This is a genomic window from Cerasicoccus arenae (assembly GCF_014651635.1).
Taxonomy (GTDB): domain Bacteria; phylum Verrucomicrobiota; class Verrucomicrobiia; order Opitutales; family Cerasicoccaceae; genus Cerasicoccus; species Cerasicoccus arenae.
In genome coordinates, this window is the sequence record NZ_BMXG01000002.1 from 73,818 (window position 1) to 95,474 (window position 21,657).

At 53.3% G+C, this 21,657-nt stretch carries 24 protein-coding genes; 7 read left to right on the top strand and 17 right to left on the bottom strand.

Annotated features, from left to right (window positions below):
- Positions 1-16: 16 nt before the first annotated feature.
- From IE065_RS01985 to arfB, 7 genes are all read right to left on the bottom strand, one after another.
- Positions 17-1,276 carry an ABC transporter ATP-binding protein gene (locus IE065_RS01985; RefSeq protein WP_189511319.1) on the bottom strand — a complete coding sequence of 420 codons (1,260 nt, stop codon included), beginning with the start codon at positions 1,274-1,276 and terminating at the stop codon, positions 17-19.
- 1 nt (position 1,277) lies between these two features.
- The gene (locus tag IE065_RS01990; protein ID WP_189511320.1) at positions 1,278-2,120 is read right to left on the bottom strand and encodes an ABC transporter permease; all 843 of its coding nucleotides are present in this window, start codon (positions 2,118-2,120) and stop codon (positions 1,278-1,280) included.
- A 304-nt stretch (positions 2,121-2,424) separates the two neighbouring features.
- Entirely contained in the window at positions 2,425-3,279 is an 855-nt protein-coding gene (locus tag IE065_RS01995; RefSeq protein ID WP_189511322.1) for a PIG-L deacetylase family protein, read from the bottom strand.
- Positions 3,276-5,180, bottom strand: coding sequence for a glucosamine-6-phosphate deaminase (nagB, locus tag IE065_RS02000; RefSeq protein WP_189511324.1), 1,905 nt, complete (start codon positions 5,178-5,180; stop codon positions 3,276-3,278). The genes IE065_RS01995 and nagB overlap by 4 nt, the downstream gene beginning before the upstream one ends.
- Before the next feature lie 88 nt (positions 5,181-5,268).
- Positions 5,269-5,583, bottom strand: a complete 315-nt coding sequence (locus IE065_RS02005; protein ID WP_189511326.1) for a hypothetical protein — start codon at positions 5,581-5,583, stop codon at positions 5,269-5,271.
- Positions 5,584-5,785: 202 nt separating this feature from the next.
- On the bottom strand, positions 5,786-7,090 hold the full coding sequence (locus tag IE065_RS02010) for an O-acetylhomoserine aminocarboxypropyltransferase/cysteine synthase family protein (RefSeq protein ID WP_189511328.1): 1,305 nt from the start codon (positions 7,088-7,090) through the stop codon (positions 5,786-5,788).
- 85 nt (positions 7,091-7,175) lie between these two features.
- Complete coding sequence (gene arfB, locus IE065_RS02015; RefSeq protein WP_189511330.1) at positions 7,176-7,586, bottom strand: alternative ribosome rescue aminoacyl-tRNA hydrolase ArfB; 411 nt, start codon at positions 7,584-7,586, stop codon at positions 7,176-7,178.
- 205 nt (positions 7,587-7,791) lie between these two features.
- Between arfB and IE065_RS02020 the strand changes: the two genes are divergently transcribed.
- Together IE065_RS02020 and IE065_RS02025 are read left to right on the top strand one after the other, a co-directional pair.
- On the top strand, positions 7,792-8,541 hold the full coding sequence (locus IE065_RS02020; protein ID WP_189511333.1) for a helix-turn-helix domain-containing protein: 750 nt from the start codon (positions 7,792-7,794) through the stop codon (positions 8,539-8,541).
- The gene (locus IE065_RS02025; RefSeq protein WP_189511334.1) at positions 8,538-10,046 is read left to right on the top strand and encodes a sulfatase family protein; all 1,509 of its coding nucleotides are present in this window, start codon (positions 8,538-8,540) and stop codon (positions 10,044-10,046) included. The genes IE065_RS02020 and IE065_RS02025 overlap by 4 nt, the downstream gene beginning before the upstream one ends.
- A 73-nt stretch (positions 10,047-10,119) precedes the next feature.
- Here the strand turns inward: IE065_RS02025 and IE065_RS02030 are convergent, their stop codons facing one another.
- The 7 genes from IE065_RS02030 to IE065_RS02060 are packed head-to-tail and all read right to left on the bottom strand — an operon-like array spanning position 10,120 to position 16,226.
- Positions 10,120-10,746 (bottom strand): bifunctional 4-hydroxy-2-oxoglutarate aldolase/2-dehydro-3-deoxy-phosphogluconate aldolase, encoded by a 627-nt coding sequence (locus IE065_RS02030; protein WP_189511337.1) that lies wholly within the window; start codon positions 10,744-10,746, stop codon positions 10,120-10,122.
- Positions 10,747-10,765: 19 nt separating this feature from the next.
- Complete coding sequence (locus IE065_RS02035; RefSeq protein ID WP_189511340.1) at positions 10,766-11,539, bottom strand: 3-ketoacyl-ACP reductase; 774 nt, start codon at positions 11,537-11,539, stop codon at positions 10,766-10,768.
- A gap of 2 nt (positions 11,540-11,541) precedes the next feature.
- Positions 11,542-12,693, bottom strand: coding sequence for a Gfo/Idh/MocA family protein (locus IE065_RS02040; RefSeq protein WP_189511342.1), 1,152 nt, complete (start codon positions 12,691-12,693; stop codon positions 11,542-11,544).
- 31 nt (positions 12,694-12,724) lie between these two features.
- The gene (locus IE065_RS02045; RefSeq protein ID WP_200163154.1) at positions 12,725-13,537 is read right to left on the bottom strand and encodes a sugar phosphate isomerase/epimerase family protein; all 813 of its coding nucleotides are present in this window, start codon (positions 13,535-13,537) and stop codon (positions 12,725-12,727) included.
- Positions 13,538-13,539: 2 nt separating this feature from the next.
- Positions 13,540-14,298, bottom strand: a complete 759-nt coding sequence (locus IE065_RS02050) for a sugar phosphate isomerase/epimerase family protein (protein ID WP_189511344.1) — start codon at positions 14,296-14,298, stop codon at positions 13,540-13,542.
- Between the two features lie 11 nt (positions 14,299-14,309).
- A complete protein-coding gene (locus tag IE065_RS02055; RefSeq protein WP_189511346.1) occupies positions 14,310-15,683 on the bottom strand; it encodes a glycoside hydrolase family 88 protein in 1,374 nt (457 codons plus the stop codon).
- A 6-nt stretch (positions 15,684-15,689) separates the two neighbouring features.
- Complete coding sequence (locus tag IE065_RS02060) at positions 15,690-16,226, bottom strand: helix-turn-helix domain-containing protein (RefSeq protein ID WP_189511347.1); 537 nt, start codon at positions 16,224-16,226, stop codon at positions 15,690-15,692.
- Between the two features lie 191 nt (positions 16,227-16,417).
- Between IE065_RS02060 and IE065_RS02065 the strand changes: the two genes are divergently transcribed.
- Entirely contained in the window at positions 16,418-17,716 is a 1,299-nt protein-coding gene (locus IE065_RS02065) for a hypothetical protein (protein WP_189511349.1), read from the top strand.
- Between the two features lie 3 nt (positions 17,717-17,719).
- Positions 17,720-18,517, top strand: a complete 798-nt coding sequence (locus IE065_RS02070; RefSeq protein ID WP_189511351.1) for a type II secretion system protein — start codon at positions 17,720-17,722, stop codon at positions 18,515-18,517.
- Here IE065_RS02070 and IE065_RS02075 read toward each other — a convergent pair.
- Together IE065_RS02075 and IE065_RS02080 are read right to left on the bottom strand one after the other, a co-directional pair.
- Complete coding sequence (locus IE065_RS02075) at positions 18,514-18,906, bottom strand: ExbD/TolR family protein (protein ID WP_189511353.1); 393 nt, start codon at positions 18,904-18,906, stop codon at positions 18,514-18,516. The two genes, IE065_RS02070 and IE065_RS02075, sit on opposite strands and share 4 nt — an antisense overlap.
- A gap of 42 nt (positions 18,907-18,948) precedes the next feature.
- Complete coding sequence (locus IE065_RS02080) at positions 18,949-19,530, bottom strand: MotA/TolQ/ExbB proton channel family protein (RefSeq protein WP_189511355.1); 582 nt, start codon at positions 19,528-19,530, stop codon at positions 18,949-18,951.
- A gap of 248 nt (positions 19,531-19,778) precedes the next feature.
- On the opposite strand from IE065_RS02080, the gene pgsA reads away from it, so the two are divergent.
- From pgsA to IE065_RS02095, 3 genes are read left to right on the top strand one after another with little or no spacing between them, the layout of a single operon-like run.
- Positions 19,779-20,378 carry a CDP-diacylglycerol--glycerol-3-phosphate 3-phosphatidyltransferase gene (gene pgsA, locus IE065_RS02085; RefSeq protein ID WP_189511357.1) on the top strand — a complete coding sequence of 200 codons (600 nt, stop codon included), beginning with the start codon at positions 19,779-19,781 and terminating at the stop codon, positions 20,376-20,378.
- Positions 20,375-20,902 (top strand): phosphatidylglycerophosphatase A family protein, encoded by a 528-nt coding sequence (locus IE065_RS02090; protein ID WP_189511359.1) that lies wholly within the window; start codon positions 20,375-20,377, stop codon positions 20,900-20,902. Before pgsA ends, IE065_RS02090 begins: the two co-directional genes overlap by 4 nt.
- Positions 20,903-20,907: 5 nt before the next feature.
- On the top strand, positions 20,908-21,120 hold the full coding sequence (locus tag IE065_RS02095; protein WP_189511361.1) for a hypothetical protein: 213 nt from the start codon (positions 20,908-20,910) through the stop codon (positions 21,118-21,120).
- Positions 21,121-21,188: 68 nt separating this feature from the next.
- Here the strand turns inward: IE065_RS02095 and aroQ are convergent, their stop codons facing one another.
- Positions 21,189-21,638 (bottom strand): type II 3-dehydroquinate dehydratase, encoded by a 450-nt coding sequence (gene aroQ / locus IE065_RS02100; RefSeq protein ID WP_189511363.1) that lies wholly within the window; start codon positions 21,636-21,638, stop codon positions 21,189-21,191.
- Positions 21,639-21,657 lie beyond the last annotated feature (19 nt).

The following is a 21,657-nucleotide window of genomic DNA, read 5'->3' on the forward strand; positions in this document are numbered from 1 at the left end:
TGTGGGGGGATGATGGTTAGTTCCAATTAGCTGGTTGAAGAATGGCTGCCGCGGTTGTGGATATGCCCTCTACTTGCAGTGAAACGATATTATCATGACGGCAATAAACCATTGATTGGTCGACGGATGTCGCGACCGCACTCAGGAAGTAACGGCCACAATTCAGGTGCAGGGGAGGGCATTCAATTTTTAGAACAACTTCTTGTTTTCCGGTTTCCTTAAAATTGACAACGCGCCCTTGGTAGTCGGCATTTATGATATTAACGACTGGCAGCATATCCATGTTCCAGATGGTGATCTGAAAGCGTGCACTTTGCACCTGTTCAGTGGCCTTCACCCTCAGCTCGATATACAGTCCTTGAGCGTGTGAAATCTGTAGTTCACTGGATGTGCTGCTCGCTGATTCAATGCTCGTGCCAGCCTTAATCAGGTTAAATTGAATGTCCCGCGTGCCGCTGATCATGGCTTCTCCGCCGCCGCACATTGAGTAATACTTTTCAATTCCAAGCCCGACGTTGCCACCGTTGTATGTGCTTTTTCCGTGATCCATCAGCAGGATTTGGCTGCAGACACGTGCGACTTGAGGCATGGAGTGAGACACAAAAATCACGGCTGATTTGCTTAATATTCCAGCCATTGCGTTGACACATTTATGGCGGAACGCGATATCGCCTACGGCGAGCACTTCATCGAGCAATAGAATATCTGGCTCCATTTGAATCGCGACGGCGAATCCCAAGCGAACTTTCATCCCGGAGCTATAGTTTTGAACGGGCATATCAATGAACTGATCCAGCTCAGAGAAGGCTACAATTTCGTCCAGTTTCTCGTCGATTTCCTTCTTGCGAATGCCGAGCAGTGCGCCGGAATTATAGATGTTTTCTCGGCCAGTGAGAATAGGATTGAATCCGGCACCGAGCTCAATCAATGCACATACTCGGCCACGCATGCGTATGTGGCCAGTGTCTGGTTTGATCAAGCCATTGAGTACTTTGAGGAGCGTGCTCTTGCCTGCGCCATTGTGCCCGATTAGGCCAACGCACTCACCTCGCCGAAGTTGGAAACTGATGTTTTGAATTGCCCAAAATTCATCTTTTCTAAGCTCAGGGATTTTATTTCTACTGTCAGAAATACCCGTTTTGAGCAGAGGGTTCATGGCCCGCACGATGTCTTTGGCTCCGTACATGAGGGAACGCTTGAGCGAGCGGCAGAATTTCTTCCCGACCTGGTGTACGTCGATCAGGACATCGCTATCGTTTGGCAAATGAGAACCCATATCAGGAAGATAGTCGTTCGATGAGATAAGGAACGGCGATTTTATAGGCCAAAATCGCGAAGCACAATGCGATCAGCGTTATTATGCTCAGCAGAATAAATGGCTGTAGCATGATTGGCCCTTCGCCAAGTAGCCAACTGCGGCTCGTCACCAAAAGAGGGGTGACGGGATTGACGTCACTGATAAACTTTGCGAGTCCAGCAGCCGGCAATGGGTAAACGACTGGGGTGACGAAAAAACCGAACTTTAGAATCAACTGAACACCTCTGCTGACGTCGCCGTAAAGTGTGGCAATTGGCAATAGGAGTATGGCGATCGTTGCGCCAAACAAAATCATTACGATGACCCCGAGTGGAAAAAGTAACATCGTGGCATGAAACTCGTTCACATAAAAAGGGAGCACCGGGATAAGTATGACCAATGGGAGCATGGCATTTACCGCCGACTTCCCAAGGGCTGTGAGGAGCAGGGCTTCGTGTGGAAAGTTAATCTTCGACAGGAGGGCACGGGATTCATTCACCGTATTCAACATGCTGGTGAGGGTCGCGTTAAAGGCCGTCCACAGGAGATTGCCTGTCAGCACAAAGGCAGGGTAGGAGATGCCACCAGTGTCGACCTTGATGACGTCCTGGCTGTTTAAATACACCCAGATCAAAGTATTGGCGATTGGAGGCAAAAATATCCAAATATAGCCGAGAATGCTCTGCCGATACATCGCACGCATATCTCGGATAAACATGCGCGTAGCTAGCTCCCACGTCAGACTGGCATTCTTCCGCATGTTCCGTATGCTATGACGGATCGAAAGAATTCCGTCTTCCGGCGTGATTATCGTTTCTTGCATGACCTAATGGATATCAACATTCAAACACGCTGCCGCCTTTGGTCGGAACCGTCGATATCGGAAAACCAATCAATAATAGTAGCGTATGTTGAGGTAATGGCGGGCAATACCATCAAAAGATTCAATATCTATTGAACAAAAAGTTCTGTCAACGGCAAATACCCCCCCCTCGCTAATGCATCGCCCGTAATAATCAGCTATTGGGCGTCAATTTTGTTGGTTTTACTGCCAATCTGATCCCCCCCCTTTGAGAGGGAAGCGGTCAAATTTTCCCCCGCCAGCCTCCTCAGCTTGTCGCTGCTTATTAGTGGGTAATCTGGCCGAGTAACGAAGTCACTTCGTCTGTGAATTGCTCCAGAATTTCGCTGATGAATACCTCAACGGTTAGTGTGTCGTCTTGAATCAATGGTGTGAGATCAATCGCGTAGGCGGCACGCTGGCAGGCGTCGACTGAGTGAGAGTCGAAATAGGTGGCATTGGCGCAGTGTCGCCCTTCTACGGCGAGATCGTAACGCTTGCCGCCCGCAATTTGGGAATCGAATACCCCGGCCAGAGCCGCAGCAAGGTTGGGGTGGGCGTCGACTGGCTGAATGACCTTTAGGTGATCGGGCAGCCAGTCCAGCCCGCGCCAGACTTCACAGCCGAACAATTGTTGCGGGCGTTCGTTTTGGGGCAATCGTCGGATAGCCTCAAGCAGCGCGATCAGGACGCCGATGTGGGTGGCATGTTTGTCAAAGGGCTGATGCGTGTAGACAGCCTGAGGGCGTGTAAAGAGCAAGAGCGTTTCCAGATCGTCCACCAGTGGTTGGCGCTGGGTGGGTGCCTTGGCAGTAGTGCTCGGGTGACCAAGTTGCGCCATAAAACTGTATTGGCCAATAGTGGCGGCGACTTTTTGCTCATGCACGCGGACGCGCTTCATCTCGGAGTCTGTGTAGTTAGCATAAGGACCGCTGCGTGCACTCCCCCCCCCATCAGTGCAGGTGACGCCACCGAACCACTGATCCGCGCGTTGAAAGCACTCAAGGATGCCGTGTAGGGCCATGAACTCAAGGTCGTCTTGGTGGGCACCTACGCCCAGATGCGTCGTACGCTCCAGCGCGTTTGCTTCGGCTTCGTGGTCTGGAATGAAGAGGTCTTGATTATTCAGTCGAAATTTCATGAGCGGAATCGTTTGAAGCCTTCGATGGCTTCGTATTCAGCAAGGCCAAGGGCGTCGTATGCTTGCGCGGTGGCGCGGTTAAGGGCGCTGGCGAGGTTCCAGGAATTGGCGTCCTGTTTACTGCCACCGGGCGACTGACTGCGCTGGGTCTGATGTTGGTAAATACCTTTGATTTTAAAGTCGAGCTCATCAGGGGAGAGGGGCACGGCCATGTCCATTTCATGGATTTCCCATTCGACTCCCGGGCCGCGATAGAGCCAGATCCAGCAGTCTTTTAGCCAGTCCGCTCCGGCGCACGCACGCAAAGCGATTTGTAGGACTTCGAAGCTCAGTGCGGGGACTGAGAGTGGGTCGTGCCCGTGGCCAGTGGCAAAAATTTGGTGCGGTCGAATCTCATTGAGTAACGTAACCATCGCCGCGACGTCAGCCTTGGTGATCTGGAAACGCCGGTAGCGTCCTGTTTCGTAAAAAGGCAGGTCTAAGAAGCGTAACTGGGCCGGATCGATACCGAGCAACCGGGCAGAGGAGCGTGCTTCGCCGCGGCGGATGAGGCCCTTGAGACGACGTAAATCAGATGAGTCTTCGCCAAACTGGCCTTTGGCGTCGAGTTGCTGCTCCACCTTGCGCGCAAAGTGCACCTCGGCCACGTCGTCGAGGCGTTCGCCAAGTTCGATGATTAGTTCAATGGAGCGTCGGACGTCGGTGTCGGGCACCGCGAGGTTACCCGAAGTCAGGTAGGCGACAGTCAGTTGGTGTTTTTGGTTGGCCAAGCGGTGGAGGACGCCGCCCATGCAGAAGACATCGTCGGTCGGCTCGGAACTGAGCACGAGGGAACGTTTCGGGAAGGGGATGCGGCGTTCGGGCCGATAGGAGTCATCGGCGTCTGGCTTGCCGCCGGGCCAGCCCGTAATCGTGTGTTGGGTCGTGTTAAAAATCCGGATGTTCAGGTCGTAGGCTGAACCTTTCTCGGTCAACAGGTCGGCCATGGCGTTTTCTGTATAATCCTCGTCGGTGAGGCGGAGCAAGGGCTTGTTAGACTTCTGGGCAAGCCAGACAACGGCCTTTCGTGTCATGGTTTCTGTCCAATCTACTGGTCCAACTAGCCAAGGGTAGCGCAAACGGGTGAGGTGGCTGGCAGCGGCCTCGTCGACACAAAACACACAATTGGGGTGGCCTTGCAAAAAGCTTGCAGGGATGGACTCAGAGGGGGGGGCTTCGACGGACTCCGCGATGACGCGGGCTTTGGCCTCCCCCCAAGCGAGTAGGAAAATCTGCCGTGCGTCGAGAATCGTGCCAACCCCCATCGTGATGGCGTGCCGGGGAACATTTTCTTCACCCAGAAAGTCGCGTGCGGCGTCACGGCGCGTCAGACTGTCGAGTGTCACAAGGCGGGTGCGGGATTCAGGTCCTGAGCCGGGTTCGTTAAAGCCAATATGTCCTGTGCGGCCGATGCCCAGAATCTGAATGTCCAAGCCGCCTGCCTCACGCATGGCGGCTTCATAGTCTGAACAGGACTCGAAGACTTCGTCCTTTGCTGCGAGGCCATCGGGCACGTGTGTGTTCTCCGGAAGGATGTCTATATGGTCAAAAAGCTGGTCCTGCATGAACCGGCGGTAGCTCTCGGGGTGGTCGCCGGAAAGGCCGTAATATTCGTCGAGATTGAAAGTGATTACACGCTGAAAAGACAGACCCGCCTGACAGCGGCGGATGAGTTCGCGGTAAAGTCGCACGGGGGTGGAACCGGTTGCCAGACCAAGCACGGTCGGTTGTCCAGCGGCATTACGTTCGCTAACGAGGTCGGTGATGGCATCGGCGACATAGGTGCAGGCTTGGTCCGCCGATGGATAGATTTGCGTCGTGATGACTTCGCGTTGCGTGTAGCTAGGGGCACCGTTCTTCATGATAGTGCATTCTAACAGAATCGATTAGTGAAAAGGTTGCTCTTATCGGCTGTTTTTTGATTAAATCGGAAGTCGACCGATTTGCCAATCAACTTTCTGTGGATGTCTGTTGTTCGAGGCACATGGTATTCGGCTGAGTTGCACTTGTTTCGTCTTCCAAAGGTGGATCGATAGCGTCCTTGATTGCTTTGAGTGTTAGGCCAAAAGCCTCGGGAGCGAGCACTAAGATCTGGACAGGTAAAGTGACTACGTCGAAGGCTGCGGCAAGCGCCACGCCTTCTGGCTCTGGGTTGGCTGCTCCCCAACCTCCTCCCGAGGTGACATATGCCGTAGCACAGCCCGAGAGGCCAAGTGAATTGATTAACAGGATAGCGATGAGAAGATACGAACTGGATTTTTTCATGTCCGCGTCATCGCGTGTCTCGTGCCAACTACGCCTGGGGAATTATAAGTCCCTGATTAAAAAAGACATAAATTCCATAGGAAATAACTGCATGAATCTCTAGCTATACGATTTGTGTCGGATGCATTCATTTAATGAACGCAAATGGTAGGTGTCGCGCCTCATCTTACGCGCTAAACCATACCAATGAACGTTGCTGACTTTAGACCTGCGCGAGCGCTTGGTCGAGGTCGGCTATGATGTCTTCCGGGTCTTCGATACCAATGGAGAGGCGAACGTAGTCCTCGGTGACCCCTGCTGTAACTTGTTCGTCGGACGAGAGCTGGCTGTGGGTCGTGCTGGCAGGATGGATCGCGAGGCTCTTGGCGTCGCCGATGTTCGCCAAATGGCTGAAGAGCTTGAGCGATTCGATGAACTTACGACCCTCGGCCATGCCGCCCTTGACTCCGAAGCCGAGTAACGCACCCGCGCCGCCGATCAGGTATTTCTCGGCTAGCTCGTGACTTGGGTGGTCGGGCATGCCTGGGTAGTTGACCCAGCTGGTTTTATCATGATCCCGGAGGAATTCGGCGACCTTCATCGCATTGCTGCAATGTTGGCGCATGCGCAGGTGTAGCGTCTCAATGCCGAGTAGCGTTAGGAAACTGTTGTGCGGGGATTGGCACGCTCCCAGGTCGCGCAAGAGTTGCAATCGCATTTTCATGGCAAAGGCGATGTTTGCGCCGCCTGCCGGTTCAAAGGACTTGAAGGCGTCCCAGTGGACAAGTCCGTGGTAGCTCGGGTCCGCTGTGGTAAAGCCTGGGTGTCGGCCCTGTCCCCAGTCAAAATTACCTCCGTCAACGATCATACCGCCGATCGCGACGCCGTGGCCGCCGAGGAACTTTGTTGTCGAATGGACGACAATATTGGCACCGTGCTCAAGCGGGCGGCAAATGGCCGGTGAAAGGGCAGTGTTATCAATGATCAGCGGGATTCCGTTGGCGGCGGCAATTGCGCCGACTTCTTCAAACGGGAAAATGTTCAGGCGTGGGTTGCCAAGACTTTCGCCAAAGAAGGCCTTGGTGTTGGGCTTGATCGCAGCGGCGAAACTAGCTGGGTCCTCTGCGTCAACAAAGCTGACCTCGATGCCGAGCTTGGGTAGAGTGTGGTGGAAAAGGTTGTAAGTGCCGCCGTAGAGCTGAGCCACAGAGACGATGTGGTCACCTGCCCCAGCCAGATTAAGAATGCAGTTGGAAATTGCCGCCGAACCACTTGCGTAGGCCAAGCCTGCTGTGCCACCTTCGAGCGCCGCAACCCGTTTTTCGAGCACGTCGGTGGTGGGATTCATGATGCGGGTGTAGATATTACCTAGCTCTTTGAGGCCGAAAAGATTCGCTGCGTGTTCAGTGTCGCGAAACACGTAGCTCGTGGTCTGATAGATTGGCACCGCGCGGCTTAGTGTGTCGGAGTCGGGCGTATGGCCTGCGTGAAGAGAAAGGGTTCCAGTTCCGGGCTTTTGGTGGCTCATAAGGGTGTTTTATTAGGAGGGATTTGCCGAGAGGTAAACCTTGAATTCGGCACGTGTTACATGAAAAAAATGCTTCTTGGCGGGCTTATTCTGGGCGGCGGCGCATGGCCTTTTTCTCGCCCTGCTTTTTCTTTGATTCGACACGGCGCTTTTGGGAATTGCGAGTCGGTCGGGTGGGGCGGCGCTTCTTTTCGATTTTGGTCGCCGCTAGAATGATTTCCCTGAGGCGTTTGAGTGCGAGTTCACGGTTCATCTCCAGCGAACGCGAATCCTGCGCCTTGATGATGATGACGCCACTATCGGTGATACGGTGGTCCTGATGGCCGAGTAGGCGTTCCCGATAAAAAGTCGGTAGAGAGGAGGCTCGGATATCGAAGAAGAGCTGTGCGGCGCAAGAGGTCTTGTTGACGTGTTGTCCGCCGGGACCTTGCGCACGCACCATCTGCCACTGGATTTCAGTGTCTGGAATGATGACTTTGGTGGAGAGGCGCAGCATTTCGCTTTTAGGGAAGTTCGGTTGGTGGTAGGCGGCGAGTTCGGGGGGGGGGGGAGATTTAGCTCATGCGTTTAAAGATAAGGCTGTCTCGCCAATTCGCGCAAAACAAAACCATGCGGAGTACCATCGTGATGTTTTCACTGTTCATTGTTGACTTGGTAGCTGGATGTTCCTTTGGTGGAATAAATGTTCTATATATGAAATAATGAGTGTAAAAGCCGACCATTCAAGTGACGCAAAGATTGATCCTGCTCCCGCTCTGACGCGTGGTTTGGCGCTGCTTGCTATTTTGGGGCGTGATGGGCAGAGCTCACTGGAAGCGTTGGTGCGGAAGACTGGTTGGCCAAAGTCGTCTGTATGGCGCTATTTACAGGCCCTAGAGTCTTTGGGGGCTGTGCATCAAGACGATGGATCAAAGCTTTGGGAAGCGCGGCAGGCATTAAGATCGGTCGCTAGCCTAGAGAGTCTGGCGCTCGAAGAGGCGCGCCGGATTTTGCCCGTTTGGGCGAAGGAAGTGAAATGCTGCGTAGAGCTTTATCGCGTGGGCGTTGCCTCTTTGGTGCTAATTGATAGAGCCGAACCAGAAGACGAAATTGTATCGATACGTGCGCGGATTGGTTTTCAGCGCGATCTAGAGGAGTTGGAGGCCACGGTCTTAATTTATTTCGCTTTCCAGAATATGGTGCTACCCGAAGCCAATACATGGGTATGGGATGAGGGGCGGAAGCGCAAGGTCGATCCATCTGCTGCCGCAATGCGTATTAATGAAGCCCGCACTTTCAATTGGGCGCAGGACAATGATTTTAATGAATTTGGCATCCGCCGCTTTGCTTGCCCGATACTCGATGGCGATCAGCTCGTTGGTGTGATCGCCATTGCGCAAAGGCAGACGCCACGTGCTGAGCGGGACAAGCTGCTATTGATAGAAACCATCCGAACCAACCTTAACCCATGAATATCCTCTACATCGATATCGATTCGTTACGGCCTGACCATCTTGGCTGCTATGGCTACCATCGTGAGACTAGCCCTAATCTTGACGCGATTGCCGCCGAAGGCTTGCGCTTCACTAACTGCTATGCGCCGGATGCCCCATGCCTCCCAAGTCGCACTGCGATGACGACAGGTCGCTGCGGCATCCACACGGGAGTTATCAATCATGGCGGTGTGGCATCTCAACCGTTTATATGGGGAGAAGATCGGCATTTCTTCTGCGACATGACTCAGCCCAATTGGGCCAACCAATTTCAGAAAAAGGGTTACCACACCGTAGCCTTTAGTCCGTTTGCACAACGGCATGGTGCCTGGCATTGGTACGCTGGTTTTATGGAAATCCACAATACTGGTGGTAACGGCCAAGAAACTGCGGATATGATTGCGCCTCAGGTGACCGATTGGTTCGAGCGAAAAGGCAGTGACGAAAAACCGTTCTTCATGTGGGTGAATGTTTGGGACCCACACACGCCGTATCGCACCCCATTGGACTACGGAAACCCCTTCGCTGACGAACCGATTCCCGAATGGTACTCCGAGGAGGTTCGTCAGGAGCATTGGAAGCAAGCGGGGCCGCACTCTGCACAAGAGGTTAACGGTTACTCGCCCCGCCCAGAGTGGATGTTTAATGGCTCGCGGCCAGATGTAGAAGCTCGACAGCCGGTCTCCATCGATAGCATGAAGGAGGCGCGCGCAATGTTTGATGGCTATGACTGTGGCGTGGCTTATGCGGACTACTACGTTGGCCAGATTATCCAGTCACTGAAGGATCAAGGGCTCTATGAAAACACGGCTATCATCATTTCTGCCGACCACGGTGAAAATCTGGGCGAGCTGAATGTCTATGGCGACCACCAGACGGCTGACCAATTCACCTGCAATATTCCCATGATCGTACGTTGGCCCGGCGTTACTGATGATCGTGCCGGTCAATCCGATGATCGCTTGATGTATTCACTCGATATGGCGGCAACATCGCTTGAGCTATCGGGCAGGGCAGTGCCGGATTGCTGGGATGGCATAGGCTTTGCGTCGCAACTGAATGAGCCGAATAAAGCCCATCGCGACACTCTGGTCATTTCGCAGGCAGCTTGGTGCTGTCAACGCGCCGCCCGTTGGGATGACTACATATTTATCGAGACCTATCACGATTCCTGGCATGACTACCCGGACTTAATGCTTTTCGATTTGGCGAATGACCCGCACGAGCAAAATAACCTTGCCGAATCAAAACCCGAACTCCTGCAGAAGGGACAGGGTATCATTGCAAAGTGGAAAGAAGAAATGATGGTGTCTTCGCGTTTTGACATTGATCCGATGAATACCGTGCTCGCCGAAGGTGGCTCACTGCACAGCAAGGAAGATGGAGTAAAATATCTGAAGCGTCTGCGTGAAACGGGGCGTGGTGAAGCCGCGGATCGTCTTGCCAAGAAACATGGTGTGGTGGAGTCGCAACCCACTGCATAAACAAATTATCTAAAGTAAAGCGCCCGGACTATTCGTCCGGGCGCTTTATTATTAACGATTGAAAAGGTAGAGTTTAAACTTCGGCTGCTTTTGCGAGAGCGTCTTTGACCTGTTGCGTAATGCCAGCCCAGTCACCTGAAGCAATCTGCGCCTTCGTCGCCAACCAGGAACCACCGATGGCGAATACTTCCGGCATGGCCAGATACTCCAGCATGTTGTCGAGCGATACGCCGCCAGTGGGGCAGAACTTTACGCCAAGATTGCTGTAGGGCGCGCACATCGCCTTGAGCATCTTCGTGCCGCCAGCAGCGCCGGCGGGGAAGAATTTCAAGCGTTTGCAACCTGCCTTGTAGGCCATCTGGATATCAGTGGGAGTCATCACGCCGGGAATGAATGGGACATTCTTGCTCTTGAAGTAGGCGATGGTTTCGGGGTCTGTGCCCGGTGCCAAGCCAAACTTACTGCCAGCGTCGATTGCGCGTTGCGCCTGCTCAGCAGTAACGACGGTGCCAGCGCCCACGAGCATATCAGGAAACTTGTTCGCGATGCGCTCGATAGCCTCGGCGGCGGCGGCGGTGCGGAATGTGACTTCAATGATATTAAGCCCACCCGCGATAAGTGCTTCGGCCAAAGGCACGGCGTCGTTCGCGTTATCGATGACGATGACCGGTATGACCGGAAATTGATCTAAGTCTGCCATAATGTTGTTGGTTGTTTAATTAAAGCCGAGGCATAGTCAATGCGCCATCGATCATAATCACTTGGCCGGTGGAGTAGGGGAAGTCTCCGCGTGATAATGCGCCAACAGCCTTGCCGATATCCTCAGGTAAGCCCCAACGCTTTGTAACGCAAAGTCCGTCACTGATGAGCTTATCATATTTGTCGGTTACGCCGCTGGTCATATCGGTTTTGATGACGCCTGGGCGAATCTCATAGACCGGAATGTTATACTCACCAAGCCGCGCCGCGAAGAGCTGAGACATCATTGCTATGCCAGCCTTGGATACGCAGTATTCACCGCGATTTACGGAGACGACTGTTGCCGAGATCGAGCCGACATTGATAATCGTAAAGAACTCATCAGGGTTGGCTTCCTTCTGCTCGATCATCCAGTTGGCCGCACTTTGCGATAGAAAATAAGGGCCCTTGACGTTGGTGCCCACGACGTAATCGAAGCTTTCCTCGGTGGCTTCCAGTATATCCTTACGCTCTTTCGGTGCGACGCCCGCGTTGTTCACGAGGACGTTGAGTTTGCCGAAACGCTCCTTGATGGAGCCGAGCATGGAAGCACGGGCATCGGCGGAACCGATGTCACCCTGACAGTAAAGCACTTCTGCGCCGAGTGCCTTGAGTTTTTCAATCGGCTCGCTGACTTGAGACTCGTCGCGCATCCCGTTGATGGCGACGTTGAAGCCCAATTCTGCCAGCCGAGCGGCGCAGCCGAAGCCAATGCCTCGACTGCCGCCCGTAACAAATGCAACTGGTTTGCTCATGATTATGCCTGTAGTTCAGGAAGGTCGAGCCAGCGGCGCTCTTCCGAGCTCTTGAGGCCGTATTCTGCGAGCTGAACGCCCTTGGCACCTTCGAGGAGGTTCCAGCGGAATGGTTCGTCAAGCACGACGTGGCGAAGGAACATTTCCCACTGGATCTTAAACGCATTGTCGTAAGTTTCCTGTTCTGGAACCTTCTGCCAGCCGTCAAAGAAGTCGATTGGGTTCTTGATGTCAGGGTTCCAGACTGGGCGCGGCGTGTTGCCGTAGTGCTGGGTCCAAACGTCACGCAAGCCGACAATGGCGCTGCCCTTTGTACCGTCGATCTGCATGGTTAGTAGGTCGTCACGGCGGACACGGACATTCCAAGACGAATTGAAGTGGCAGATGACGCCGTTTTCCAACTCGAAGGTTGAGTAGGCAGAGTCGTCAGCGGTGCACTTGTAGGGCTTACCTTCTTCGTCGATTCGCTCCGGAATGTGTGTCGCTGCGAGACATGACACGCTCTTGACCGGACCAAAGAGATTGTCGATCACGTAGCGCCAGTGGCAGAGCATGTCGATGATCATGCCGCCGCCGTCTTCCTTGCGATAGTTCCAGGATGGGCGTTGAGGTGGCACAGTGTGGCCTTCAAATACCCAATAACCGAACTCACCGCGGACCGACATGATTTCGCCGAAGAAACCGTTTTCCATGAGGCGCTTGGCCTTGACGAGACCGGGCAGCCAGAGCTTGTCCTGAACAACACCGTTCTTCACACCAGCATCACGGCAGATTTCATAAAGCTTGTGTGCATCCTCAGTCGTGATCGCAGTCGGCTTTTCGCAGTAGACGTGCTTGCCAGCAGCGGCGGCTTTCTTGACGGCGTCGAAGCGGCGCAGTGTGGTTTGCGCGTCGAAGTAAATTGGATATGCCGGATCATTCATCACGCTGTCGAGATCGGTCGTGTATTTCTCGACTGAAGTCTTAGCGATGAGTTCCTTGAGCTTGATTTCATTACGGCCAACGAGGATGGGGTCAGGCATGATGACCTCGGTTGGGCTTACCTTGACGCCGCCTTGCTTGATGATCGCGTCGATGGAACGAAGCAGATGCTGGTTGGTGCCCATGCGTCCCGTGACGCCGTTCATGATGATGCCGATTCTATGTGTTTTCATATCGATATTTGGTAAATTGTTGGAGGAGAGGTTAGACGTGGGTTTTATAAGCGGAGATAATCTTTTCGAGATACTCATCTTGATCAGTCGCCCAGTGACGGGCGGAGAAAACTTCGACTTCGATCCAGCCGTTGAAGCCGGTGGACTCGACAAGCTGGCGAATGCCGCGGTTATCGATGCAGCCTTCGCCCATCAAGCCACGGTCGTTGAGCATGTCGGCAGTGGGGGTCATCCAATCGCAGACATGAAAGCCAATGATGCGTTTGCCTGCGCGCTTGATTTCCTGCTCAAGCTGTGGGTCCCACCAGATGTGGTAAACATCGGCAGCGATGCCAACCCACTCGTCGCCGAGCTGGTCGATCATGTCGTTGCATTGGCCAATGGTATTTACCGCACTGCGGCAGTCGGCATACATCGGGTGCAGTGGTTCGATGGAAAGCATGACGCCGACCTTGCTTGCGTGCTCAATCAGTGAACTAATGCCTTCGGTGATCTGCTTGCGGTTCTCGGTAATGCTCAACTCAGGCTTGGCTCCACAGACAAGCACGACTTGTGGCGCGCCAACGGCGGCAGCTTCGTCGAGCGCCTTGATGTTGTCATCGAACGCGGCTTGCCTTTCGGCGGCATTGAGATGCGGATAAAAACCACTGCGCACGAGCGACACTGCTTTGAGGCCATGGTCATCGAGCATCTTTTTGGACTCCGCGAGCGGCCGGCTGTCGAGCCATTGGCGCCAGAGGCCGACGCCGGGCACGCCAGCAGCGGAATACTTGGCGCAAGCCGTGGGGAGGTCCCAAGGCTTGGTGGTCATCGTGTGAATCGCGAGTCGGTCGAGGTTTTCCATGACTATGAATTGATTAGGGCGTGTAATGTCTTGGCGTCGTCGCGGAGTTGGTCTGGCTGGTCACCTTTAACAAACTCAAAGATGATGTAGCGGTCGCCATCGGCTTCGCGGATGATTTTCAAATATTCGGTCCAAGGCTCGACGCCATCTGCCAGTGGGTGACGATCCTTCCAGCCAGCGGGGCCCCAATGAAAGCAATGCACGTGCGCCATGTGGGGGAGGGCAGCCTTTAGCTCAGGAATGTCGCCTTCGAACGTGCCACCTGTCCGTGGTTGCCAGTAGAGTTTAAGCTCTGGTCGACCAACTTCGGCGAGTAATTGATGCGCGGATTCCTGCGTGTCCGTCAATGTACCGCCGTGGTATTCCAGTGCAACTGTGACGCCAACTGCCTTGGCCGCATCAACTGCTTTTTGCAGGGAAATAACCACCTCGGCGCGTTCTTCCATGAAGGCGTCGGCAGAGCCTTTCTCACCAGCCCAAACGCGGATCACCGGTGCACCAAGTGCTTGCGCAGTGGCTAGCGTGTCCTCGAAGGTGCCTGACTCTGCATTGCATCGGTAATATGAGCCGTAGGATGGAATTGCTAAGCCCGCCGCTTTGGTCTTTGCTTTGATTTCCTTTGCGAGGGCAAGTTCACCAGGCTTGGCGTGAACATCACCGCCCCACTCAATCCCGTCGATACCGCACTCCTTGGTGAGTGCGATGATCTCGTCGACGGAAAGTGGGCGAAAGGTGATAGAGGTGAGGCCAGTTTTTAGCATGACGGATCCCTTTACGCGAAGAACGTGTAATACGGAGCCTTCTTGATGAGGCGTTGCAGATAGACAGCGAGTTCCATCGCGTGGTAATCGCCCCACATGGAGGACTCGCCATAAGCGGCCTTGCCAGACTCGGGTTTATGATCCCAGCCATTTGGCTCGTGGTAAATGGAGTGGAGGATGAGGCCGTGGTGCTTAGGATCGGTGGAAAGATAAGGCTCGGCGAAAAGCGAGTCCGACATCTTGAGACCAGCGTCAATGTATTTCTCAGCAACGGCGGAGTCTCCCTTGGCCATCAAGTAATGACCGAGGCGGAGCATTCCCTGCGCGCTGATTGCGGCGGCGGAGCTGTCGACTGGCTCGTAGGCATTGTAAGGATCGGCTGGGCGGTCCATGTAGTCACCGAGCAAGTGGAGCTTCGGCGCGCCAGTGTCCCAGTACGGAATGCCACAGACGGGTGTGTTTTCGATGCAATGGTCAGCGGTTGCAGTGGCGGCCTTCAGCATCATTGCTTCGATCTCGGAACGGCCACCGAAAGGCGCGAGTTCTTCGTCGGAGAATTCTTTCAGCAGCTCAAGCTCTTCGGCGAAACCAACGATGGCCCAGGCCTGTCCGCGGGTCCAGGTACTGAAGCCCGTGTAACCCTGCTGGCTGTTCGGGCAACGATAGGCACCGTCCTTGGTGTTGAAAATTGCTTCGTGCGTGGTGCGTCCACGTTCGTCGTAGCTATCGCGGCCTTCACCATAGAAGACGGAATATTTCGCGGTCGACTCGATGTGCTGCAAGGCGCGCTCAAGCAAGTTGATGGGCTTGTCGCCTTCGCCCATGAGCACGTGGCCGAGGCGGTGTGCAACCATCAGGATGCGGCAACTGCGGATGGTGTCGACGAAGAGCGAGTGCGGGCCGTTGAAAGAGTGGATGAAGCCGCCGCCCTGACGCTCGGTCCAACGTGCTGCTTGGACGGCACCGGAAACCTTGATGGCGAGCTCGTAGAAATTCTTTTCCCACTCGTTGTCTGGGATACGACCTTCGAGCATGAGGCGGCGGAGGTTGCCGTAGGTCGAGAGGTTGTTGAAACCGTGGTCGTGCACGCCGATATGGCTGACGTGCGTTGCCATCTTGGAAACGGTTTGGTCGCGGCCCGACTTCAGGCTGGATTCATCGCCCGTGGCGTCGAAGTGCAACACGGAAATGCCGTAGCGGAAACCCTCGGTCCACTCAGTCCAACCGCGCGTGGTGTATTTGCCTTCCACGGTAAACACGGGTGATCCCTTGCTGTTGTCATACTCAGCGTCAATGGCCGTGATCTTGGTCTTGGCCAAGTCGAAGAATTGGTTGAGCTTCGGCTCAAGGGCTTTGAGCTCAGGGGCGGATTTTAGGTCGATCATAGGATTTTAGAATCGGTGGGATTTTTCGAGGTGTATGATGGTGATTTCGCTGTCTTCGAGGATCTCGTAGGTGTGCTCGAGCGCAGCGTCAAATTTAAGGGCTTGCCCAGGCTCCAACAGGTGTTTTTCGCGCGGGAGATTGATCTGGAGCTTGCCGCTCTTGAGCCAGCAAATTTCAAACTCGTCGCCGTGGGCTTCTGGCTTGGAAAGCTTGGCACCGACTTTGGCCGTGGCGGTAAAGCAGTCGATGCCCTTGAAACCAATGTGGTCGAAGTGGAAAGGGCCCGAGGAATAGCTGTCTTTGTCTTTCTTCGTCGCGGAGCAAGATTCCGCAAGGTTGAGCAGATCCGTTGCTGAGAGGCCAAACACCCGCGCGAGGCGGTAGAGGGTGTCCAGCTCGATCATGTTCTGATTGCGCTCAAGCTTCGACAGGCCCGCGATCGTGATGCCGCAGAGCTTGGAAACGTCTTCAAGTGTCATGCCCGCCCGCTTGCGCATATCGCGGACAATGGAGAAATCCAGGGTAGTTTCGTTTGAAGCCATGAGGTAAATGTCGTTGTGGAATAAAAAAACAGATATTTTTTATTTTTAAAGAAAAAAATGGCGCAATTCGAATAATCGCCGCACAGATTTTAGTAGGTTGATTAATCTATCTAATGTCTGGTTGTTTCTATATTAAAACGGCAATTTACTGCCAATAAGAGGCTTGGCATTTCACTGCTAATCTGTTCCTCTTGCTGGAAATGAAGCGTTTGGGGATGTTTTGTCTGTTGTCTCCCTTGCTGGTGGTAAGCCTGCATGGGCAGTATTCACATGGTTATTTTGATAGTGAGAATGCTTTTGATGCACCCATTCCCGGCTTCATTGGCCCAGATGGGGATGGGGCTGTGATTTATAAGCCTGATAGTGGATCGCCCAATGGCGAATCTCCTGACTTGGCCTACCTTAACCCGATTTTCTTGAACTGGGCAGATTCGGTTGAAAGCTACTCGCCAACATCTACGGTAGCCGATGATTGGCAGTTTAAAGCCAACGCAGTAGGATCGGCAATCGGCGAGCAACAAGTGGTGGTTTCATTGGGCGACTTATTACCCGAGGAGATCGACAATGGCGTCAATCCGGGCGAGATCGTCTTGGCTTTTAATGAGCGTATCTACAATGCCCCTGGCGCGGATTTCGCGGTATTTGAAAACGGTTATATTACTACAGATGACCAAGGCGGTTTTGGGGTCGGTGGTATCTGGGCTGAATTGGCTTACGTCGAAGTTTCAACGGATGGCGAGAATTTTGCTCGTTTTCCAAGTGTGTCCTTAACGGAGGACATCGTGTCGCCCTACGGTTCCATCGATCCAACGCTCGTCTTCAATTTGGCTGGAAAGCACGTGAATGCTGATGGTGAATCCTGGGGGACGCCTTTTGATTTATCACAGCTGTTGGTTGATCCGCTCGTGATTTCTGGGGCAGTGGATTTGGACAACATATTCTATATTCGGATTATCGATATTCCAGGAAGAGGCGATTTCCTGGATTCGTTGGGCAATCCCATTTATGATGCCTGGTATACGTTTGGTAGCGGCGGGGCGGATATTGACGGTATTGGCGTTGTGAGCAATGCACTCAGTTATGATGAGTGGGATGCGGAGCGTAATCTTGTTCCTGGAGATAATGATGACGGAGATCTCTGGCCGAACCTAGTTGAATACGCATTTGGATACGATCCCGAGCTACACGAAAGTGAAGAAGCTGTCCGCCTGGAGGTTTTAGAGGATCGCTTAGTTTACTGTTTTCCTCGTGAAATGAGGACCTCAGATTGTCGTATTTTGGTGGAGACGTCGCTCGATTTAGATAACTGGGAAACCGTCGCAACGCTTGGGCCGCTCAATGAAATTTCTCTGACGGAATCCGTGTTGGGGATCGGAAGCACTTCCCGCCACACTCAGGCGAGTCTTGGCGTCTTGCGGGACTTCCGCCTCGATTTTGCATTGCCGGAAACGCAAGTTTTCTTCCGCCTTACTGTGGAGCCGATTGAATAACGCATGAAAGCCCGAAACGCATTTACATTGGTCGAGATACTGACGGTTGGTACGATTGTGGGAATACTCACGGCGATCATGATCCCCGCCGTTGGCCGAGTTCGGCAATCGGCGCTCACGAGCCAGTCCGTAAATAATATTCGTCAGCTGTCGATGGCCAATCTCGCATGCTTGGCGGATACGGGGCATTTTGTACAGAGTATGAGTGGCAACAATCGGACACACTGGTATGGCAAAAAAAAAGGCAAAGAATATTTACCGGAGGGCGGCTATTTAATTCCTTATCTCCAAAGCGGTGCAGTAACCCGTTGCCCAGTCTTTGATCAGATTCTGGGCGACAGTGTGAACGAAGACGCACAATTCAATGCGGGTGCTGGTGGATACGGTTATAATTCGCTCTATTTAGGATCCAGTCCGCAGCTATCTGAGAGGGGAGTATCTACTTGGTGGACAACCCCGAATGTGCCAGCAAATGTCCCTGATCCAAGCAAGACCGTGATGTTTACCTCGACGGCGATCACGAACGGGGAAGGCATTGTGGAATACGGCTTCAGTGAGCCACCGTTTAACCTGAGCGGGGGAAAACTGGCTGGGCGCGCCACGCCGTCCGTGCATTTTCGATTCAACGGCGAGGCGCTGGTGGCTTGGGCCGATGGTCGTGTGTCCTTTGAGTCACCGAGCGGCGACTCAAAGCATAATCACTGGGGCGCAGATAACGAAAAAGCGCAGATTGGCTGGTTTGGCCCCGAAGATTTCAACGGTTACTGGAATCCGCACTTTCAGGACAAACGCCCGTATTAGCGGCCCATGAGGCGGACTTTGCCCAAGTCGACCTTGCGCGTTTGATCCATCACGAAGGAGACGTATTTAAAGGGAGCATCTTGGTCAGCCTGGACTAAAATGCTAGGCTTGTCATCCAGCTTGGAAGCCTCTGAGAATGCGGAGATAATTTCGTCTTCAGTGACAACCTCGTTGTTGAGGTAGTATTCGCCTTCGGCATTGATGCCGATTACGATCTGGTCGAGTTGCCCAGATTTGCCCGCCGTTTCCATTTTGGGCGGCGTGATGTTGAGCACGTTCAAGTTCCGGAACTGCATCGTCATCAAGAAGAAGAAAATCAGCACAATCAGCACGTCGATCAACGGAACAATGTTGATCTCAGCTTTGCGGCGTTGGCGGCGGCGATACATGTTGGGAAAGGTTTAAGTGGGAAGATTAAAGGTGAGGGCCCTTTAAGCTTTAGCTTTATTACTTTTCGCCAAATCGACCATACGCTCGACGCCGACGTAGATTTGCGCCGTCAGCATGTCCACCCGGCGACTTAAGTAACTGGCGCCGACGAGGGCAGGGATGGCAATGGACAGCCCGAGCATAGTAGTGGTCAGCGCCATGGCGATGCCTTGCATGAACTGAGTGGGGTCTGGCAGGCCGCTTTCAGGGTCGATGCCACTAAAAACGTCGATGAGGCCCGTCACTGTGCCAAGTAGGCCGAGTAACGGTGCCGCGCCAACCACGATATCGAGGATAAACATCCCTCGTTCCAGACGGGCGGTTTCCAAAGAGGCGAAAGCCTTGAGCGCATCTGGGTCAGGTCGATTTAGCTGATAGAAGAAGAGAATGCGGCCAGCGACGGACTCATGATCTCCTTCTAGTTCAAGCACTTCGCCCGTAACAAAGCTGTCCACGATTGCCTTGGGCAGTATCTTGGAATTACGCAGCGCAAATAGGCGTTCGGCCAAAATAAACACCATTAAGATCGAACACAGCCCTAGCGGAATTACAAACCAACCCGCGCCTTCCAGAATACCATTCATGGGCAATGGAGATTGGGCCTCACTTGCGCGCAAGCAATGTTTAATTTCGCCACATTTTCTGTGAATGGCGGAAATCTGTAATTTGCACGGTCATTTAGCCATTCGGTTCTCTAATTGATATTCAATTATCACTTGAGCCCCCCCCCTTCTGGATTTTTTTGTGCTTGGGTGTCCGCAAAGAGAGTCTAGTCTTACGAGCAATCTACATCTATTCGGATGACGTAGATAAACTTCGAACCTGCATTTTCTTGAACCTGCCAAATCTCCTCAGTCTGTCCCGCATCGCGTTCTTGTTCCTGATCGCGGCGCTCCTGTTTTTGAACGTAAAAGGGGCGGTCATGGCGGCGCTAGTGTGTTTTATTATTGCTGCGCTGACGGATTGGGCGGACGGCTACGTGGCACGCCGCTTCAAGCTGATTACCGATTTTGGTAAGCTGATGGATGCACTGGCCGACAAGGTATTGATGGTTGGCATGTTTGTTATCTTGGTATCGATACCCGGTTTTTTACCACGTTGGAGCCTGTTTCTGGTCCTAATAATCATTGGCCGAGAGTTTCTAATCACTGGCTTACGCTTGGTGGCGGCGAGCCGAGGCGTAGTGTTAGCAGCCGAGAAGGGTGGTAAGATCAAGACTGTGTTCCAAATCTTAGCGGCTTCTGTGTTATTGCTGGCCCTCTCATTGGCGCGCGATTTCGGCATGGATGGTGTGGTGTTAAAAACACTTTTTTGGACTGGCATGGGGCTCTTTGTATTCGCGACTGGACTCACATTACAATCCGGGGCGACTTACTTGACTAAATACTGGTTTTTGTTCAAGCCGGTGGAGAATGAAAATTCGCAAAAATGACCCCTGAGAAATGGCATCCATGGACCGTGTTATTACCGAGTCCAATCATCACTAATGTCGCTACGCTGGGCAAGCTCGGCTATTTGGGGAAGGCACCCGGGACCAATGGTTCTGTGGCTGGTGTGTTGTTGTACACGGTAATGTTTTACCCGCTTGAGCCGTTCTTCTATTTCCTGATTTTGGCGGCTTGGATCTACCTAGCGATAGCCTTTTGCGGTGAGGCGGAGAACCGCCTGTTTAAGCGTGATCCCGGCGAAGTCATCCTCGACGAGGTCGTCGCGATGCCGGTGTGCTTCATTGGCTTACAAGGTGCCATTGCGGCATTTGGTGCTTGGGCGTGGACAATTCTGCTGCTGGGCTTTGGGCTTTTTCGGCTTTTCGACATCCTCAAACCCTTCGGAATCAAGAAACTGCAAGACTTGCCGGGCGGCCTTGGGGTGGTTGTTGACGACCTTGCCGCTGGCGTAGCAACTTGCATTTGCCTCCATTTCGCGGTCTATTTTGCGGCTCCATATATAGTCTGAGCGCCATGAATGTTTTTAGCCTGATCCTTTTTTCTGTATTACTCGTTCTATCCTCGGGATGTTCATCATTGGACTGTCCGGAGCCCGGAGCGGACGAGGCTATCGTCGACAAGGACTATTACGATGAGTATCAACGGCAGCAAATGAGGCAGCAGGAAGCAAAAGAACAGAATCAACGGATTCAGAATCAGTTCAACGAATTCCAGAAGCACCTCTGAGGGGAGCCCTATTATAGCTCGCTCGCTTGCGTTGTTGCGCAAATACCTCGATCCAACGAGATTGTTGGTTAAATGAGGTCTGGTGAACTGGGGTGCCTGACTAGCCATTCGAGCGCGTGGAGATAGCCGTCGAGTCCGAGCCCAGCGATGATGCCTTTGGCCAAAGGAGCCGTGTAAGATTTATGGCGGAATTCCTCGCGGGCATAGACATTGGAAATGTGCACCTCGACAAAGGCCAAGTCACTGCTCGCGATGGCGTCGCGCAGAGCAATTGAAGTATGAGTGAATGCCGCGCCGTTGAGCACAAATCCGTTGAATTGGCATTCGGCCCAATGATGGATCTTCTCAATGAGATCGCCTTCATGGTTGGATTGGAAGCACTCGACGGTAACGCCCAATTCCTTGGCCTTGTCTATAATCGACTGCTCCAGGTCCGCCAGTGTCTGTGATCCGTAGATCGCAGGCTCGCGTTGGCCAAGTCGGTTCAAGTTGGGACCATTGAGAATACCGAATTTCATGGAAGGAGCTAATAGTAAA

Excerpts from the sequence above, each read along its gene's own strand:
- IE065_RS01985 (WP_189511319.1), bottom strand. The coding sequence starts at position 1,276 with ATGGGTTCTCATTTGCCAAACGATAGCGATGTCCTGATCGACGTACAC.
- IE065_RS01990 (WP_189511320.1), bottom strand. The coding sequence starts at position 2,120 with ATGCAAGAAACGATAATCACGCCGGAAGACGGAATTCTTTCGATCCGT.
- IE065_RS01995 (WP_189511322.1), bottom strand. The coding sequence starts at position 3,279 with ATGAAATTTCGACTGAATAATCAAGACCTCTTCATTCCAGACCACGAA.
- nagB (WP_189511324.1), bottom strand. The coding sequence starts at position 5,180 with ATGAAGAACGGTGCCCCTAGCTACACGCAACGCGAAGTCATCACGACG.
- IE065_RS02005 (WP_189511326.1), bottom strand. The coding sequence starts at position 5,583 with ATGAAAAAATCCAGTTCGTATCTTCTCATCGCTATCCTGTTAATCAAT.
- IE065_RS02010 (WP_189511328.1), bottom strand. The coding sequence starts at position 7,090 with ATGAGCCACCAAAAGCCCGGAACTGGAACCCTTTCTCTTCACGCAGGC.
- arfB (WP_189511330.1), bottom strand. The coding sequence starts at position 7,586 with ATGCTGCGCCTCTCCACCAAAGTCATCATTCCAGACACTGAAATCCAG.
- IE065_RS02020 (WP_189511333.1), top strand. The coding sequence starts at position 7,792 with ATGAGTGTAAAAGCCGACCATTCAAGTGACGCAAAGATTGATCCTGCT.
- IE065_RS02025 (WP_189511334.1), top strand. The coding sequence starts at position 8,538 with ATGAATATCCTCTACATCGATATCGATTCGTTACGGCCTGACCATCTT.
- IE065_RS02030 (WP_189511337.1), bottom strand. The coding sequence starts at position 10,746 with ATGGCAGACTTAGATCAATTTCCGGTCATACCGGTCATCGTCATCGAT.
- IE065_RS02035 (WP_189511340.1), bottom strand. The coding sequence starts at position 11,539 with ATGAGCAAACCAGTTGCATTTGTTACGGGCGGCAGTCGAGGCATTGGC.
- IE065_RS02040 (WP_189511342.1), bottom strand. The coding sequence starts at position 12,693 with ATGAAAACACATAGAATCGGCATCATCATGAACGGCGTCACGGGACGC.
- IE065_RS02045 (WP_200163154.1), bottom strand. The coding sequence starts at position 13,537 with ATGGAAAACCTCGACCGACTCGCGATTCACACGATGACCACCAAGCCT.
- IE065_RS02050 (WP_189511344.1), bottom strand. The coding sequence starts at position 14,298 with ATGCTAAAAACTGGCCTCACCTCTATCACCTTTCGCCCACTTTCCGTC.
- IE065_RS02055 (WP_189511346.1), bottom strand. The coding sequence starts at position 15,683 with ATGATCGACCTAAAATCCGCCCCTGAGCTCAAAGCCCTTGAGCCGAAG.
- IE065_RS02060 (WP_189511347.1), bottom strand. The coding sequence starts at position 16,226 with ATGGCTTCAAACGAAACTACCCTGGATTTCTCCATTGTCCGCGATATG.
- IE065_RS02070 (WP_189511351.1), top strand. The coding sequence starts at position 17,720 with ATGAAAGCCCGAAACGCATTTACATTGGTCGAGATACTGACGGTTGGT.
- IE065_RS02075 (WP_189511353.1), bottom strand. The coding sequence starts at position 18,906 with ATGTATCGCCGCCGCCAACGCCGCAAAGCTGAGATCAACATTGTTCCG.
- IE065_RS02080 (WP_189511355.1), bottom strand. The coding sequence starts at position 19,530 with ATGAATGGTATTCTGGAAGGCGCGGGTTGGTTTGTAATTCCGCTAGGG.
- IE065_RS02090 (WP_189511359.1), top strand. The coding sequence starts at position 20,375 with ATGACCCCTGAGAAATGGCATCCATGGACCGTGTTATTACCGAGTCCA.
- IE065_RS02095 (WP_189511361.1), top strand. The coding sequence starts at position 20,908 with ATGAATGTTTTTAGCCTGATCCTTTTTTCTGTATTACTCGTTCTATCC.
- aroQ (WP_189511363.1), bottom strand. The coding sequence starts at position 21,638 with ATGAAATTCGGTATTCTCAATGGTCCCAACTTGAACCGACTTGGCCAA.